Genomic DNA, 15,518 nt, shown 5'->3' with positions numbered 1-15,518 from the left:
TAATGAACTCACTGTGTGATAATTAAGCTATTTTGGGAGGTTGCCAGATCTCTTTTAAACGGTCTGATAAATGGGGTGGTGAATAGTGGAACTGTGGATTCTTATTAGCCTTGTAATAAGACAGTTCAAAGTGTAAATTCCTCGAAAAAGGTGTTTCTATGTAAGTATAGCATGCAACGCATGTTGAACAGCAGTCGTCATTACATGAAGATTTTGCTGGGTTGTTTTTACTGTCTTTTGTCGGGTGATTTTTGCAGCAGTCATTTTTTCCGGTCTCCGCTTTACAGCAGGTATCCTGCATAGATTGAGAGTAGAAGCTATCCTTGGGAACCAAAAAAATTCCCAGACAAAAAATAACTGTAAGAATGTGAAACAGCTTCATCCCTGCAAAAATACAAAATTAAGATAAAGGATCACCAACTTTTAAGGCACAATTGTGCCATGGCTCTCCATGTGCCGGGTTAAGTTTAGGTTTTTCGCCTGTGGGGGCCGGTGCTGTTACCGGGCCGGGAACATTTTGTGCGGCACTTTGAACAGGCTGTGGTGCCGGAACAGGCTTGCTGTTGAGAGGCTGTCCTACAGGAATATCACATCTGTGCCCGGGCTGTCCGTGTGGAGGATTCATTCCCGGAGCCGTTTTAACCGGTTTTGCATTATTATCGACTACCACTTTGCCTGATGACATAGAATTGGCATCTATCTTAATGGAATTATTAGGATTTTGGCCGGGGGTTGTCTGAATAGTCGCCGGATTTACATTGAGCGGCTGTCCTACGGGGATATCGCATCTGTGGCCAGGCTGTCCGTGAGGAGGATTTTTAATTCCCGGAACTACTGTGGCAGAAACCGGATTTGGATTGGACTGTACACCTGCCTGATCCATCAGTACAGTTTTGGAAGTTGAATTAACTGCCACGCTGGGCTGCTGAATACCCGCTTCTTCTTTTATATAAGTAGGTCTTTCGTCTTTTTTGCAGGAAACAGCCAATATTGAAATGGCGATAACGCCCAAGAATGTATTTTTCATATCCAATCGGTATGAAACAAAATTAGCAAAACATTTTTAATTGTTTTGCTAATTTTATATTTATAATTGGTATTTAGGCTTAATTTTTAACCAAAAGCCTGAATCCTTCACCGTGAACGTTAATGATTTCCAATCCTTCATCATCTTTTAAGAGTTTACGAAGTTTTGCAATATACACGTCCATACTTCTTGCGGTAAAATAATTTTCTTTTTTCCAGATCTTTCTCAGGGCAAGGTCTCTCGGCATGAAATCGTTTCTGTGGATACAAAGAAGTTTCAAAAGTTCATTTTCTTTTGGAGAAAGTTTGTATTCTTTATCGCCTACTTTCAGCTGTCTCAGCATGGAATCGAAGAAAATGTTGCTGATCTTGAACTGCTCCTGCTCTTCATTTTCCAAAGTGGAGCTTCTCTGCAGGATGGCTTTGATCTTGTATAAAAGAAGTTCTGTATCGAACGGTTTTGTAATATAGTCATCTGCCCCAAGTTGGTATCCTTTAAGGATGTCTTCTCTCATATTTCTTGCGGTAAGGAATATGATAGGGGTGTTTTTATCGATTTTTTTTACGTCCTCAGCTAATGAAAACCCGTCTTTTTTAGGCATCATTACGTCAAAAATACAGATGTCAAACTCATTTTCTGTAAATTCTTTCAAACCTTGCTCTCCATCGGTAGCAAGGGTTACCTCAAAGTTGTTGATTGTTAAATAATCCTTCAGCACAGCCCCGAAACTCTGATCATCTTCTACTAATAATATTCTGTTGCTCATGATTTTAATAATTATAAATTAATAATTAAAAATTTAAGAATGAACGTTCTCACTCTATCTTCTTATATTTTGTTATTTGGTTTCTATTTTATTATTGATAAATGATGATCGATGATTGATTCTTGAACTTTTATCATTCATCACTTATCACTTATCATTTATATTTTAGCTCATCGGCAGTTTGATCGTAAACGTACTTCCTTTGTCTTTATGAGATTCTACGATGATCTGTCCTTTATGGAGCTCTACAATTTTCTTTACATAAGAAAGTCCCAGTCCCTGTCCTTTCACATTGTGAATGTTACCGGTCTCTTCCCTGAAGAATTTTTCAAAAATCTTGGTTTTGTTCTGGGTTTCCATTCCCATCCCTTTATCGGAAATTTCTATGACGTACCAGTCTCCTTCATTTCTTGTTTTTACATCAATCTCAGGTGCTTCCGGGGAGTATTTATTGGCATTATCCAGAAGATTCACCAGCATATTTGAGATATGGAACTCATCTATTTTAAAAATATAATTGGTCGCATTGAATTCCTGTCTCAGGGACCCGTTTCTCTGCTGAACAATAAGGTTGAAAGACTCCGTTGTTTTCTTGATCAGTTCCCGTACATTGGTTTCTTTTAAGAATAGCTCCACTTCGTTTCTTTCCAGCTTGGACATATTCAAAACGTTTTCCACCTGCTTTTTCATCCTTAAGTTTTCCTGCTTGATCAGCTCCGAATAATATTTTACCTTATCCGGGTTTGTAGCAATCTTGTCATTGGCCAAAGAATCCGTAGCTACGGAAATTGTTGCCAGCGGGGTTTTGAATTCATGAGACATATTATTGATGAAATCTGTCTTTACTTCCGCCAGCTTCTTTTGTCTCATCATATAATTGATGGAAATAATATAAATCCCAAGAATGGTCAGCAATGAAAGGAAAGTTCCCAGGAGCATCGGCCAGTTATTCATGGCCAGGGAGTATTCTTTTTTAGGAAATACCAAAGCCAGACTGTATAAAGTCCGGTCTTTTGTATCTGTGAAAAGGGGATATGAATACGTATTGTTATCCTTTTTTTCCTTATAAGCCTTATTGACAATACTGGTGAGATTATTGTTTTTATCGGTAACTCCATATCCGAATTTTGCAGAAATTCCCCTTATTTTCAGTTCTTTGGTGATAACCGAATCAAGAACTTTATCGTCAACTCTTTTTGTAATGGGTAAATTATTTCCATAAATTTTAGCAAATTCCTTTATGGTATAATCACCGTTTTCAATATCATTATTGATCTCTGCAGTGAGCTGTTCGGGTTTGGTAGTGTCCCTTTTTATTTTGTATGCTGCTTCGTCACTGTAAAGAGTGGTCCATTTTATAGAATCTCCTCTTTGAGAAATGGGAAGCTGTGTTTTTTCAATGATATTTTTAGAATAGATAATTTGTCTTTGTGTACCGGAATCTTCTACCTGCTGTATCGTAGTCAGAGAAGGTTGCTTACTGTTGGCAATAATATTGTTTCTGAAATTCTTATTGTTTTCATTCATGTATTTTTCCACCTCGATTTCTGAAACATTTTTTACAGTACTTTCTAATGCGGTATATACTTTGCTTGAAAAATCCTGTTCCAGGACATTGTAATATCTTTTCAGCCAATAAAATTGGAGCGTAACAAAAACAATCAGTGAGATTGTCATAAACACCGAAATTATTGGGATGAATTTATTATTCATTATCTGATTTTAATATATTGGAAAAAAATGAATGTTAAAATTAATTATTTTAAGACTTCATAAACAAAAAACGAGCCAAAAAATTGTATAATTTCTCTTAAAAGGGAGTTTTTTAACAATTATTTATGAATTTAAAATAACTTGTCCTATGGAAAGTCCTGTAAACGTTTAAATACCTAGCTTTAATAAAAATAATTATTTATGGACTCTGATATCATTTTTAACAAAGATTTTGATTCGAACAGCGTATATGTCATGAAAATATATGATGCTGATGTTTCAAAAGTATGGGATTATTTTACCAAATCTGAATTATTGGATCAATGGTGGGCTCCGAAACCCTGGAAATGTGAAACAAAATCACAGGACTTCAAAGAAGGAGGCGAATGGTTATATTCAATGGTTGGTCCGGAAGGAGAAAGACATTATGCCAAAGTAAATTATGGTGAAATTACAGAGCACCGCAGCTTTGATGGAGTAGATGCTTTTTGTGATGAAAATGGCAATATCAATGAAGATTTTGCGCAGTCGAAATGGCTGTTTGGCTTTACGGGAGTGGAAGAAGGGACAAAAGTGACCATCAATATTTACTTTTCGACACCGGAAGCTATGAATCAACAGCTGGAAATGGGATTTGAGGAGGGATTTAAAATGGGACTGACACAGCTTGCAGAAATTATTTAATTTGAGAATTTGAAAATGAGTTAATTTGAGAATGATTTTGTGCTTGCTTCAGATCTATTATTCTCTAGAAATTTATACAGGCAGACCAATCTGTTTTTTTGCTTTCGGAATTCAGGAATTCATTTGAAAAATGACCGTCATCAAATTTTCAAATTAACTCATTTTCAAATTCTCAAATTGATTTAAACTTATCAAATCAACTCTTCTTCCTGAAAATATTGTATAATTGCTTTTTTCATTAAAAGAGACTGCTCGTTTGGCTTCAGTTCCGGAAGTTCTTCCAGTTTATCAAAATGAGGATATCCATCATCATCGTAATGAGTGAATTTGTAATATCCAAAAGGTTCCAGCAATCTGCAAACCGCAATATGAATTAAATTCACTTTATCATCTTTTGTATATTTCTGCTGGCCGCTTCCCAATTCCTGAAGGCCTATTAAAAACAAATAAGTTTCAATGGGGGCGTTTTTTTCAGTGTCAAAATTTTCTATAAAAAACTGCTCTACTTTTTGCCAGTATTCGGATTCGTTCATATAATTGATAAATGATAATTTATAATTGATTATTAATACGTTTTAAGTCTTCACTTAATTTCTTTTTATAAGACGATGTTGCCTTTACTATTTCATCTGCTTCTTTAAGTAGGTTTTTAACTCTTTCTACTTCAAGAAGATTTAGTTCATCAATGAGCTCCAGCCAAAATAATGTTTCATCTGCTTCTTCTACAACAATACATATTTTGGAATACTTTTCTTTTAAAGAACGGGCTCTGCACATTGCCCTGTAATTACTGGCTGTTGATGATGCTGACCTGAAAATCTGCTTTCTGATATTTGATATCTTATCCGAATAAGGAACATCAGACAACTCATTAATAATAGTTATTGTCAAAGATTTGGTCCTTTTTGAAAATATCTGATTATAATTGTTATCTGTATCCATATCAATCATCATTTATCGATTATCATTTATTTTAAGTAAAAATGCATATTCCAGCGCATCTTCCTTCAGGGATTCAAATCTTCCGCTGGCTCCGCCGTGGCCCGAGCTCATATCCGTTTTGAATAATAAAAGATTATTGTCTGTTTTCAGCTCTCGTAGTTTTGCAGTCCATTTTGCCGGTTCCCAATATTGTACCTGGGAATCGTGAAGGCCTGTTGTGATCAGCATGTGAGGATAATCTTTTGCCTCTACATTGTCATAGGGTGAATATTCCTTCATGTACTGATAATATTCCTTATCGTTGGGATTTCCCCATTCATCATATTCTCCGGTGGTCAGCGGAATGGTTTCATCCAGCATGGTGGTCACCACATCTACAAAAGGAACCTGTGCTACAATTCCGTTAAAAAGCTTTGGCTCGTAATTGACCACAGCTCCCACAAGAAGACCGCCAGCACTTCCGCCCATTGCGTATATATGTTGTGATGATGTATAGTTTTCCTTAATTAAATGCTTCCCTGCATCAATAAAATCGAAGAATGTATTTTTCTTATAAAGCATTTTCCCGTCCTCATACCATTCTCTTCCCAGGTATTCTCCACCACGGATGTGAGCAATAGCATAAATGAATCCTCTGTCTAAAATGGAAAGTCTTACATTGGAAAAGCTGGCATCCACGGTATGCCCGTAGCTTCCGTAGCCATATAAAAGCAATGGAGTATCTGCAGATTTCTTCGTGTCTTTATGGTAAACCAATGAAATAGGAATTCTTGTTTCCCCGTCTCTGGATTCTGCCCAGATTCTTTCAGAGATATAATTTTCGGGAAGGAATTTTCCTCCAAGAACTTCCTGCTGTTTCAGAAGCTGGGTGGTTTTCTCCTTCATGTTATACTCATACGTTGAGCTTGGCTGCGTTAGCGATGTATAGCCATAGCGAAGGACTTCCGTGTCAAACTCCATATTGATCCCGATGTAAGCAGTATAAGTTGGGTCAGAAAATGGGAGGTAGTAAGCTTCCTGGGTTTTCTCATCAATAACCTTGATCTGCAGAAGCCCTTCTTCTCTTTCTTCAAGAACAAGGTAATCCCTGAAAATTTCAAAACCTTCCAGGAGGACTTCAGCACGGTGTGGAATTACATCTACCCAGTTTTCCATTCCGCAATTGTCAATTTTAGTTTTTACGATCTTAAAATTGGTTGCCCCATCTGCATTCGTAATGATATAAAATTCATCTTCAAAATGCTCTACTGAATATTCCAGATCATCTATTCTGGGCTGGATAATTTTCCATTCTGCAAAAACATTGTCTGAAGGAATGAATCTGTGCTCATCGGAAATGGTACTTGAGCTTGCAATGAAGATGTACTCCATAGACTTTGTCTTGAAAACATTTACATCAAAAGTATCATCCTCTTCATGAAAAATCAGAATGTCTTCTGCGGAATCAGTGCCCAGCTTATGACGGTAAACCTGAAATGCACGCAGGCTTTCATCTTTTCTGATATAAAAAACGTGTTCGTTATCATTTGCCCAGACCGCTTTTCCTGTGGTGTTGTGAATCTGGTCCGGTAAAGTTTCCCCGGTTATAAGATCTTTAAAATTAATGGTATAGATCCTGCGGCTTACGTTGTCTGAAGAAAAAGAAACCAGCTTGTTGTCCGGGGAAACAGCAACGCTTCCTACCTCAAAATAGGTTTCTCCTTCTGCCAAAATATTAACGTTAACGATAATTTCCTCAGTATTATCGAGGCTTTTATGCTTTCTGCAAAAGATCGGATATTCTTTTCCTTCTTCATAGCGTACAATATACCAGTATCCGTTAAAGAAATAAGGAAGTGATTCATCGTCTTTTTTGTAACGTGCTTTCATTTCTTCGAAAAGCTCTTCCTGAAAAGCTTCTGTGTCTTTCATCATGAACTCTTCATAGGCATTTTCCTCTTCAAGGTATTTGATGACTTCAGGATTTTCCCTTTCATTAAGCCAGAAGTAATTATCAATTCTTCTGTCGCCGTGTATTTCCAGTATGTGTTCTATTTTTTTTGCCTGTGGAGCTTTCATTCAATATTTTAATTTATGGGCTTGGTGGAATTTACATTATCAATTTTCCTTTTTATGGGTAACTGATAAAGTGTCATTTCATTCAATATTAATTTTTGTTCAAATTTAGTTAAAAAAAAGCCATCTTTCCTGTATTGAAAAGACGGCTATATTATATTAAATATTAAAAGCTATTTATGAAGCGCTTTAATATACTTTTCAAGGGCCATAGTCATCGATGGGGTTTCCTTTGTAGGAGCCATAAGATCTACCTTTAAGCCTGCTTCTTCCGCTGCTGCTAAAGTCGTATTTCCGAAAACACCGATTTTTGTTTCCTCCTGTTTGAAGTCCGGGAAGTTCTGTTGAAGAGATTTGATTCCCTGCGGGCTGAAAAATATCAGCATATCATAATCCTTGGCATTGATATCCGTAAGATCGCTGCATACCGTTCTGTACATAATGGCTCTTGTCCAGTCTACATTCGCTGTTTCCATTGTTTTCACAATATCCGGGCTTAAGACATCTGAAGATGGCAGAAGGTATTTTTCAGTCGGGAATTTTTTAAACAGAGGCAGAAGATCCGAGAAGTTTTTCTCCCCAAAGCTGATCTTTCTCTTTCTATAAACAATATGTTTCTGAAGATAGTTGGCAATCGCCTCAGACTGGCAGATGTATCTCATCGTATCCGGAACGGCAAAACGCAATTCTTCGGCAAGTCTGAAGTAGTGGTCTATCGCATTTTTGCTGGTGAAAATAATCCCGGTAAACTGCGTCAGATCTATCTTCTGAGTTCTGAGTTCTTTGTTGTCAACTCCTTCGACGTGGATGAAAGGACGGAAATCAATCTTTATTTTTTCCTTCTTTGCTATATCCAGATATGGAGAAGACTCACTAGGCGCTGGTTGAGAAACCAATATAGACTTTATTCTCATCATTGACTTTTATTAAAAAAATAACAACTTCCAAAGCAACAATAAAGGTGCGATTTGGAGGGTGCAAATATACAAAAATTTATAATACCATTTTTCGGGAAGTATGTTGTTTTTGTGAAACAAATAGAAGAAAATCTTGAAAACGGCGACAAATGCAAAGAATCCGAAATAGTATAAAAATATTTTATTTCTGTCTACGGGGAAATAATAGTGGGTTACACACAAAATTATCAGTAAAAATGACAGGATGAAGTAAAATTTTGTGGAGGTAAAATAAAAAACAGACCATTTTCTGCCGTCGCCTATACTTTGATAAAATAAAAAGCCCAGGGCAGATTTAGAAACGTAAAAAAATGCAACTGCTAGTAATGTATACCCAAATTTATTAAGCTGGTATCCTAAAACATGCAGATCATTAATATATTTTGGAATAACAGGGATGTATTGTGAAAGTAAAACAGACAGGGTAAGGGCCGTTACACAAGAGGTTATAATCCAACTCGGAAGGTTATTGCTGGCATCAAAATATTTCTGAAGCAGAAAATCTTTCAGGCTGGCATCCCTTTCGATAACATTCATCATGAAGACATATAAGAATATGCATCCTATTAAAATAAAGATTACCCAGTCATTATTCTCAGGTATTCTTACATGGTTTATGAAATTTTGTGATAACAGCAAAAGGAATATTTTTTTTGCAAAATTATAGATTATTTTGTATAAAATAAAAAGGTTAAATAAACTATCTTTGCAAACTGAAATGAAAAAACTCGTCATTATCCCTACCTATAACGAAAAGGAAAATATTGAAAATATTATTTCCGCGGTTTTTGCATTGGAGGACGATTTTCATATTTTAGTGGTGGATGACTCTTCTCCGGATGGAACGGCTGATATTGTAAGGAAGCTGCAAAAGCAATTTCCTCATTATCTTCACCTGTCGGTAAGACATGTGAAAGACGGTTTGGGAAAAGCCTATATCCATGGATTTAAATGGGCCATCGAAAATAAATATGACTATATTTTTGAGATGGATGCCGATTTCTCACATAATCCGAATGATCTGCCCAAACTTTTTGAAGCCTGTCTGAATGCAGATATGGCAATCGGGTCACGGTATTCAAAAGGGGTAAATGTGGTAAACTGGCCTATGGGACGGGTATTGCTGTCTTATTTTGCTTCTAAATATGTGCGGTTTATTCTGGGACTTCCTATTCATGATACTACAGCAGGCTTTGTCTGCTTTTCCAGGGAAGTTCTTGAAGAGATAGGATTGGATAATGTAAAACTGAAAGGCTATGGCTTCCAGATTGAAATGAAATTCCGTGCTTTTAAAAAAGGTTTTAAAATTGTGGAAGTTCCTATTATATTTACCAACAGAATTTTAGGAGAAAGCAAAATGAATGGCGGTATTATTCATGAAGCCGTGTTTGGAGTTTTAAATTTAAAATGGAAGTCAATAATCAACAGATTATGAAAAAGCTGATCTTCATTTTCGTTATGCTGTGCATGTTCTCATGCGGCGACTATATCGACAAACCTAAAAACCTGATCGAGCCCGACAAGATGGCTGAGATCCTAGCCGATCTTTCTATAACGGATCAGGCGGTTATCGTATACCCAAACAAAAATTTAGAAGCAGGAACAAGATTTGTACTCAAAACACACAACATAAAATCGCAGGATTTTATAGATAGTTTTAAATACTATGTCGTTAAAGACAAAATGAAGGATATTGCGGAGGATGCACAGAAAATAGTAGTAAAAAAAGATCCGAAAGCAGATCAATATATTCAGGATAAACTGAAAAAAAACGGGAGTACACCACCCGCTTTCAATAGATAATAATGATGCGGAAACGAGCTCTGTCCAGTACAGGCCCGTTGAAATAAAAGAATATACGAATGAAATTTTTTAATATAGAAAAAACCTCTGAAGGAAAAGCACGGGCAGGAGAGATCACCACAGATCACGGAAAGATTCAGACGCCTATCTTTATGCCTGTAGGAACGGTAGCAAGTGTAAAAACCGTTCATCAGAGAGAATTAAAAGAAGACATTAAAGCCCAGATTATCCTGGGGAATACTTATCACCTGTATCTTCGTCCTACCATGGATATTATGCAGGAAGCAGGAGGGCTGCACAAATTTATGAACTGGGATCTGCCTATTCTTACCGATTCAGGAGGTTTTCAGGTGTTTTCACTTTCCAAAAGCAGAAAAATGTCGGAAGAAGGAGTGAAATTCAAATCTCATATTGATGGAAGCTATCATATGTTTACCCCTGAAAAGTCTATGGAGATCCAGAGACAGATCGGAGCGGATATATTTATGGCTTTTGATGAATGCACACCTTATCCTTGCGAATACAACCAGGCAAAATTATCCATGGAGCTTACCCACCGCTGGCTGAAGAGATGTATTGACTGGACAGAAGAAAATAAAGAGATTTACGGTCATAAGCAAAGGCTGTTCCCGATTGTTCAGGGTTCTACCTATTCGGATCTCAGAAAAATTTCAGCTGAAGTGATTTCTGAAGCCGGGGCAGAAGGAAATGCCATCGGAGGGCTTTCCGTAGGAGAACCGGAAGAAGAAATGTACAGAATTACCGATGAAGTAACGGATATCCTTCCAAAAGACAAACCAAGATACCTGATGGGAGTAGGAACTCCCTGGAATATCCTTGAATCCATCGGCCTTGGAATCGATATGATGGACTGCGTAATGCCTACCCGAAATGCAAGAAATGCCATGCTTTTCACGTGGCAGGGCGTGATGAATCTTAAAAATGAAAAATGGAAGCGTGACTTTTCCCCTCTGGATGAGTTTGGAACAAGTTATGTAGACAGAGAGTATTCAAAAGCATATCTACGCCATTTATTTGTGTCAAAAGAATATCTTGCCAAGCAGATTGCATCCGTACACAATCTGGCATTTTACTTAGACCTTGTGAAAGTGGCAAGAGAACATATCGTGGCAGGTGACTTCTACGAATGGAAAAAATCTGTAGTACCGGTTCTTAGACAGAGACTTTAAAATAGAGAATATCATGATCAAGATTATAGACAGATATATCATAAAAAAATACCTTGGAACATTCAGTTTCATGCTGATATTGCTGTCTATTGTTGTATTGGTAATCGATGTACAGCAGAAAATCCCAAGGATAGAAAACGCAAAAGCATTAGATCCCAAACTGGATTTAATGTACTTTCTGATTAACTTCTATCCCTTCTGGATCATTAATCTGGTTGTAACCTTCCTTTCCATTCTGGTATTTATTTCCGTGATTTATTTCACCTCCAGAATGGCAAATAATACTGAAATTGTTGCGGTAATCAGCAGTGGAGCCAGTTTTCACAGATTTGCAAAACCTTATCTTTATACTTCCCTTTTTATTGCAATGATATCGCTTGTAGTGAATCACATGGTGCTTCCGTGGGCCAATATCAAAAAAAATGAGCTGGAAGCCTATACCTATAACGCTGCCAATAAAGAAAAAATCCTGGGCACAGGTCCTGCATCCGCCCAGTTAAGCAAAACGGAATACATCTTCGTTAACTCCTGGAATAAAAGAGAAACCAGAGGTTCAGGCTTTGTGTACCAGAAATTTGATAAATCCAGAAAGATGACCTATGAACTCAAGTCATCCGAAGTATATTGGGATAAAGCAAAAAAACAGTTTATTCTCACCAATTATTTAGAAAAAACCATCAACAAAGACAATACTGAAAAACTGGGGAATGGCGTCGAAATAAGGAAAAGTTACGGGCATTCTCCTGAAGAGCTTTTCCCGAATGAGCTTCTCGGTCAGAACAAAACCACTCCCGAGCTTATAAAATTTATAGAAAGGGAAAAAGAAAAAGGAAACAGTAACCTGAATTCCTATCTTAACGAGTTTCATCAGAGAACCTCAATGCCTGTTTCTATTATTATTTTAACGTTCCTGGCACTTTCCCTGGCTTCCCAGAAAAAAAGAGGAGGTTTGGGAGTCAATCTTGCCATAGGGATTTCCCTGGCCTTTGTTTTTGTTTTCTCTTTTGAAGCATTGAAAGTAGTTTCGGAGAACAAAAGCCTGTCGCCGGCTGTAGCGATGTGGCTGCCTAACATGGTTTTCTTCCCGCTTACCCTTTATTTGTATCTGAAAAGAGCCAATCAGTAAAGAAGCTTGATTTCTTTATGGTAGAAAGATTTTAAGCCGCCTTTCTCAAGTTCTATCCAAAGTTCGCCCTTTTCGTCCGCATTCCGGATAATGCCATTTTGTCTCTCTTTTTCAATTTCGAAGACCGAGATTTCGTTTTTACGGTATAAATTCAGGTTGAACCTGTCGATAATTTCTTGTTCGGAAGGAATATTTTTCAGTTTCCCCAATAAATATTCATGAAGGTTCAGGACGAATTCATCAAGGTCGTAAACCTGCCTGGTCTGCGTCAGAAGTGATCCTGCCTGCGATATTTCCTCAAATTGATCCTGCAGGATATTGAATCCCGCACCTATGATGAAATAATTATTTTGATTAATTTTTTTCTTTTCAATCAGAATTCCGACGATTTTTTTATTTTTAAGGATAATATCGTTCGGCCATTTTATTTTTACATCATGATCAGTCAAATTGGCAAGGAAATCCCGGATAACAACTGCGGTATAGTAATTGAATATAAAATCTGAGAGCAGAACGTTTTCAGCCTTTACAGCCAGTGTATACGCTACATTTTTTCCGGCCGCCGCTGCCCATGTGTTTCCATATTGTCCGCGGCCTTTAGTTTGATTAAACGTATGTAAAGCTATAAAATCCGAATCTCCGTAAAGTAAAAACCGTGATATTTCGTCATTAGTAGAAGAACACTCTTTTAAATAAAATAATTGACCCATTTAAGAAAACTTTAAGACTTTAAAGGGCTAAAAGTAAGGTTAAAGTAAAAGAAAAACAATAAATTTGCAGATTATAGATATTTTAATGAATAAAACAGCAGAAAAGCAGGCACTAATAGATAAAATTGTTGAAGCCATCCAGGATGTAAAAGGAGAAGATATCATGATTTTCGACCTTTCGAAAATAGAAAATTCTGTAGCGGAAACTTTTATAATTTGTAGCGGAAACTCCAATACGCAGGTTTCTGCATTGGCAGGAAGTGTAGAGAAAAAAGTAAGAAACGATCTTAAAGATAGACCTTGGCATGTAGAGGGTACCGAAAATTCCATGTGGGTTTTGGTAGATTACGTAACAGTGGTGGTGCATATTTTCCAGAAAGAAATACGTGAATATTACGATATTGAAGAACTTTGGGGAGATGCAGCCATTACGAAAATAGAAAATGAATTTTAAATTTTAAAAAGTATAAATGAACAATAAAGGATTCAACTGGTTTTTTCCAATTGCAATCGTGGCTCTTTTGTTATTTTTCGGTTCCAATTTTTTAGGAGGCGACAGTGCAAAATCTATTGATGAGGATGCTTTCTTTAGGGAAATGCAGGCAGGAAAGGTCCAAAACGTTATCATATACAAAGACACAGAGAAAGCAGATGTTTTCCTGACAAAAGCAGCAAAGACGGCAATGGTCAATAAATCAGCCAATCAGAACAATCCTCTTTCTGCATTCGATATGGCTCCAAAAGCAGATTTTTCTGTAAAATATGGAGATCTTCAGCTTTTCCTTCAGAAATTTGATCAGATAAAAGCAGCAGATGCTAAAATCACGACAACCAAAGATTACGGAGCAGGCAAAAATCCATTCATGGATATCCTGGTTTCGGCATTGATATGGATCGCGATTTTAGGACTTTTCTACTTCCTTCTTTTCAGAAAGATGGGTGGAGGCGGAGGTCCTGGCGGACAGATCTTCTCCATCGGAAAATCCAAAGCGAAACTTTTTGACGAAAAGGAAAGAATCCAGGTGACATTTAAAGATGTTGCAGGTCTTGAAGGAGCTAAAGAAGAGGTACAGGAAGTAGTGGATTTCCTTAAAAACTCAGAAAAATATACGAAACTGGGAGGTAAGATTCCTAAAGGTGTCCTTTTAGTAGGCCCTCCGGGAACCGGTAAAACCTTATTGGCGAAAGCTGTTGCAGGGGAAGCCAAAGTGCCGTTCTTCTCCCTTTCAGGTTCAGATTTCGTTGAAATGTTCGTTGGAGTAGGTGCATCGAGAGTGAGAGACCTTTTTGCCCAGGCAAAAGCCAAATCTCCGGCTATTATCTTTATTGATGAGATTGATGCAATCGGACGTGCAAGAGGAAAAAATAATTTCTCAGGCGGGAACGATGAAAGAGAAAATACCCTTAACCAGCTTCTTACAGAAATGGATGGTTTCGGAACAGATGTTAACGTCATTGTCATGGCTGCTACCAACAGAGCTGATATCTTAGATAAAGCTTTAATGAGAGCCGGACGTTTCGACCGTTCCATCTATGTAGATCTTCCGGAACTGCATGAAAGAAGAGAGATATTTGATGTTCACCTGAAGAAAATCAAGCTGGATGAGAATGTAGACAGAGATTTCCTTGCGAAGCAGACTCCTGGATTCAGCGGGGCAGATATTGCCAATGTGTGTAACGAAGCAGCGCTTATTGCCGCGAGAAACAGTCATACTTCTGTAACTAAACAGGATTTCCTTGATGCTGTAGACAGAATCATCGGTGGTCTTGAAAAGAAAAACATGGCGATCAAACCTTCTGAGAAGAGGAGAGTAGCTTACCACGAAGCAGGGCATGCCACCATCTCATGGCTGGTAGAACATGCAGCTCCGCTTTTAAAAGTAACAATTGTTCCGAGAGGGCGCTCTTTAGGAGCAGCCTGGTATCTTCCGGAAGAAAGACAGCTTACGACGACTGAACAAATGCTGGACGAATTATGTGCAACATTAGGAGGAAGAGCTGCCGAACAAGTGATATTTAACAATATTTCAACAGGTGCATTATCTGATCTGGAATCTGTAACGAAAAGAGCTCAGGCTATGGTTACAGTCTACGGGTTAAGCCCAAATATCGGAAACATATCCTATTATGACAGTTCAGGACAGTCTGAGTATTCTTTCGGGAAACCTTATTCTGAAGAAACCGCTACGAAAATTGATGCAGAGATCAAATCGATCATCGAAAATCAATACCAAAGAGCTGTTCAGATCCTAAATGAGAATAAAGATAAGCTTGATGCCTTAGCGAATAAGCTTCTGGAAAAAGAAGTGATCTTCCGTGAAGACCTTGAAGATATCTTCGGTAAAAGAGCATGGGATCCCGAATTAACGGAAAGACCTGTTACCAGTACAATTGCTACGGCAAAAGAACCGGAGGAGCAGATCATTATTAAAGACAAGGAAGAAGGTAATGAAATTCAGGCTCCGGAAAGCCCGACTCAACTTTAAAAATACTTCCCAAACATATTAAAAAAAACCTGACAGTCTTAGAATTGTCAGGTTTTTTTC

The 15,518-nt window shown here is 37.5% G+C and carries 17 protein-coding genes; 7 read left to right on the top strand and 10 right to left on the bottom strand.

The features are described 5' to 3' along the window. Positions 1 to 22 precede the first annotated feature (22 nt). The 4 genes from ACM40_RS20210 to ACM40_RS02900 form a co-directional block, all read right to left on the bottom strand. Positions 23 to 382, bottom strand: a complete 360-nt coding sequence (locus ACM40_RS20210) for a hypothetical protein (protein ID WP_083996770.1) — start codon at positions 380 to 382, stop codon at positions 23 to 25. Between the two features lie 18 nt (positions 383 to 400). Then, positions 401 to 1,027: a hypothetical protein gene (locus ACM40_RS02910; RefSeq protein ID WP_048501315.1), complete on the bottom strand. Its 627-nt coding sequence runs from the start codon at positions 1,025 to 1,027 to the stop codon at positions 401 to 403. A 79-nt stretch (positions 1,028 to 1,106) separates the two neighbouring features. Further along, a complete protein-coding gene (locus tag ACM40_RS02905) occupies positions 1,107 to 1,793 on the bottom strand; it encodes a response regulator transcription factor (protein ID WP_002982671.1) in 687 nt (228 codons plus the stop codon). Positions 1,794 to 1,958: 165 nt separating this feature from the next. Then, positions 1,959 to 3,506 carry a sensor histidine kinase gene (locus ACM40_RS02900; protein WP_048501314.1) on the bottom strand — a complete coding sequence of 516 codons (1,548 nt, stop codon included), beginning with the start codon at positions 3,504 to 3,506 and terminating at the stop codon, positions 1,959 to 1,961. A 201-nt stretch (positions 3,507 to 3,707) separates the two neighbouring features. Between ACM40_RS02900 and ACM40_RS02895 the strand changes: the two genes are divergently transcribed. Continuing rightward, positions 3,708 to 4,190, top strand: a complete 483-nt coding sequence (locus ACM40_RS02895; RefSeq protein ID WP_048501313.1) for an SRPBCC domain-containing protein — start codon at positions 3,708 to 3,710, stop codon at positions 4,188 to 4,190. A 191-nt stretch (positions 4,191 to 4,381) separates the two neighbouring features. Here the strand turns inward: ACM40_RS02895 and ACM40_RS02890 are convergent, their stop codons facing one another. The 5 genes from ACM40_RS02890 to ACM40_RS02870 form a co-directional block, all read right to left on the bottom strand. Further along, entirely contained in the window at positions 4,382 to 4,723 is a 342-nt protein-coding gene (locus tag ACM40_RS02890; RefSeq protein ID WP_048501312.1) for a hypothetical protein, read from the bottom strand. Positions 4,724 to 4,742: 19 nt separating this feature from the next. Beyond that, positions 4,743 to 5,132 carry a four helix bundle protein gene (locus ACM40_RS02885; RefSeq protein ID WP_048501707.1) on the bottom strand — a complete coding sequence of 130 codons (390 nt, stop codon included), beginning with the start codon at positions 5,130 to 5,132 and terminating at the stop codon, positions 4,743 to 4,745. Positions 5,133 to 5,144: 12 nt separating this feature from the next. Then, a complete protein-coding gene (locus ACM40_RS02880) occupies positions 5,145 to 7,190 on the bottom strand; it encodes a S9 family peptidase (RefSeq protein ID WP_048501311.1) in 2,046 nt (681 codons plus the stop codon). 170 nt (positions 7,191 to 7,360) lie between these two features. Beyond that, positions 7,361 to 8,101, bottom strand: a complete 741-nt coding sequence (locus tag ACM40_RS02875; RefSeq protein ID WP_034724052.1) for a uroporphyrinogen-III synthase — start codon at positions 8,099 to 8,101, stop codon at positions 7,361 to 7,363. A 12-nt stretch (positions 8,102 to 8,113) separates the two neighbouring features. Then, complete coding sequence (locus tag ACM40_RS02870) at positions 8,114 to 8,782, bottom strand: DUF4271 domain-containing protein (protein ID WP_117614848.1); 669 nt, start codon at positions 8,780 to 8,782, stop codon at positions 8,114 to 8,116. Between the two features lie 79 nt (positions 8,783 to 8,861). Between ACM40_RS02870 and ACM40_RS02865 the strand changes: the two genes are divergently transcribed. Genes ACM40_RS02865 through ACM40_RS02850 form a run of 4 tightly spaced genes read left to right on the top strand, consistent with a single transcriptional unit; the run spans position 8,862 to position 12,262 of the window. After that, positions 8,862 to 9,578: a polyprenol monophosphomannose synthase gene (locus ACM40_RS02865; RefSeq protein WP_048501309.1), complete on the top strand. Its 717-nt coding sequence runs from the start codon at positions 8,862 to 8,864 to the stop codon at positions 9,576 to 9,578. Next, positions 9,575 to 9,946, top strand: coding sequence for a DUF4296 domain-containing protein (locus ACM40_RS02860; RefSeq protein ID WP_048501706.1), 372 nt, complete (start codon positions 9,575 to 9,577; stop codon positions 9,944 to 9,946). Before ACM40_RS02865 ends, ACM40_RS02860 begins: the two co-directional genes overlap by 4 nt. A 59-nt stretch (positions 9,947 to 10,005) precedes the next feature. After that, positions 10,006 to 11,136, top strand: coding sequence for a tRNA guanosine(34) transglycosylase Tgt (tgt, locus tag ACM40_RS02855; protein ID WP_048501308.1), 1,131 nt, complete (start codon positions 10,006 to 10,008; stop codon positions 11,134 to 11,136). A 16-nt stretch (positions 11,137 to 11,152) separates the two neighbouring features. Next, positions 11,153 to 12,262, top strand: a complete 1,110-nt coding sequence (locus ACM40_RS02850; RefSeq protein ID WP_048501705.1) for an LptF/LptG family permease — start codon at positions 11,153 to 11,155, stop codon at positions 12,260 to 12,262. On the opposite strand, the gene ACM40_RS02845 is transcribed toward ACM40_RS02850, so the two are convergent. Beyond that, on the bottom strand, positions 12,256 to 12,972 hold the full coding sequence (locus tag ACM40_RS02845; protein ID WP_048501307.1) for a biotin--[acetyl-CoA-carboxylase] ligase: 717 nt from the start codon (positions 12,970 to 12,972) through the stop codon (positions 12,256 to 12,258). The two genes, ACM40_RS02850 and ACM40_RS02845, sit on opposite strands and share 7 nt — an antisense overlap. Positions 12,973 to 13,057: 85 nt before the next feature. Between ACM40_RS02845 and rsfS the strand changes: the two genes are divergently transcribed. Both rsfS and ftsH read left to right on the top strand, forming a co-directional pair. Then, positions 13,058 to 13,426, top strand: coding sequence for a ribosome silencing factor (rsfS, locus tag ACM40_RS02840; protein WP_040993372.1), 369 nt, complete (start codon positions 13,058 to 13,060; stop codon positions 13,424 to 13,426). A 16-nt stretch (positions 13,427 to 13,442) separates the two neighbouring features. After that, positions 13,443 to 15,458, top strand: a complete 2,016-nt coding sequence (gene ftsH / locus ACM40_RS02835; RefSeq protein WP_048501306.1) for an ATP-dependent zinc metalloprotease FtsH — start codon at positions 13,443 to 13,445, stop codon at positions 15,456 to 15,458. The last annotated feature ends 60 nt before the right edge of the window (positions 15,459 to 15,518 follow it).

The organism is Chryseobacterium sp. BLS98, assembly GCF_001045445.1.
GTDB lineage: Bacteria > Bacteroidota > Bacteroidia > Flavobacteriales > Weeksellaceae > Chryseobacterium.
Note: the sequence above shows the minus strand (reverse complement) of the source record. Positions and strands in the feature narration are given on the sequence as shown.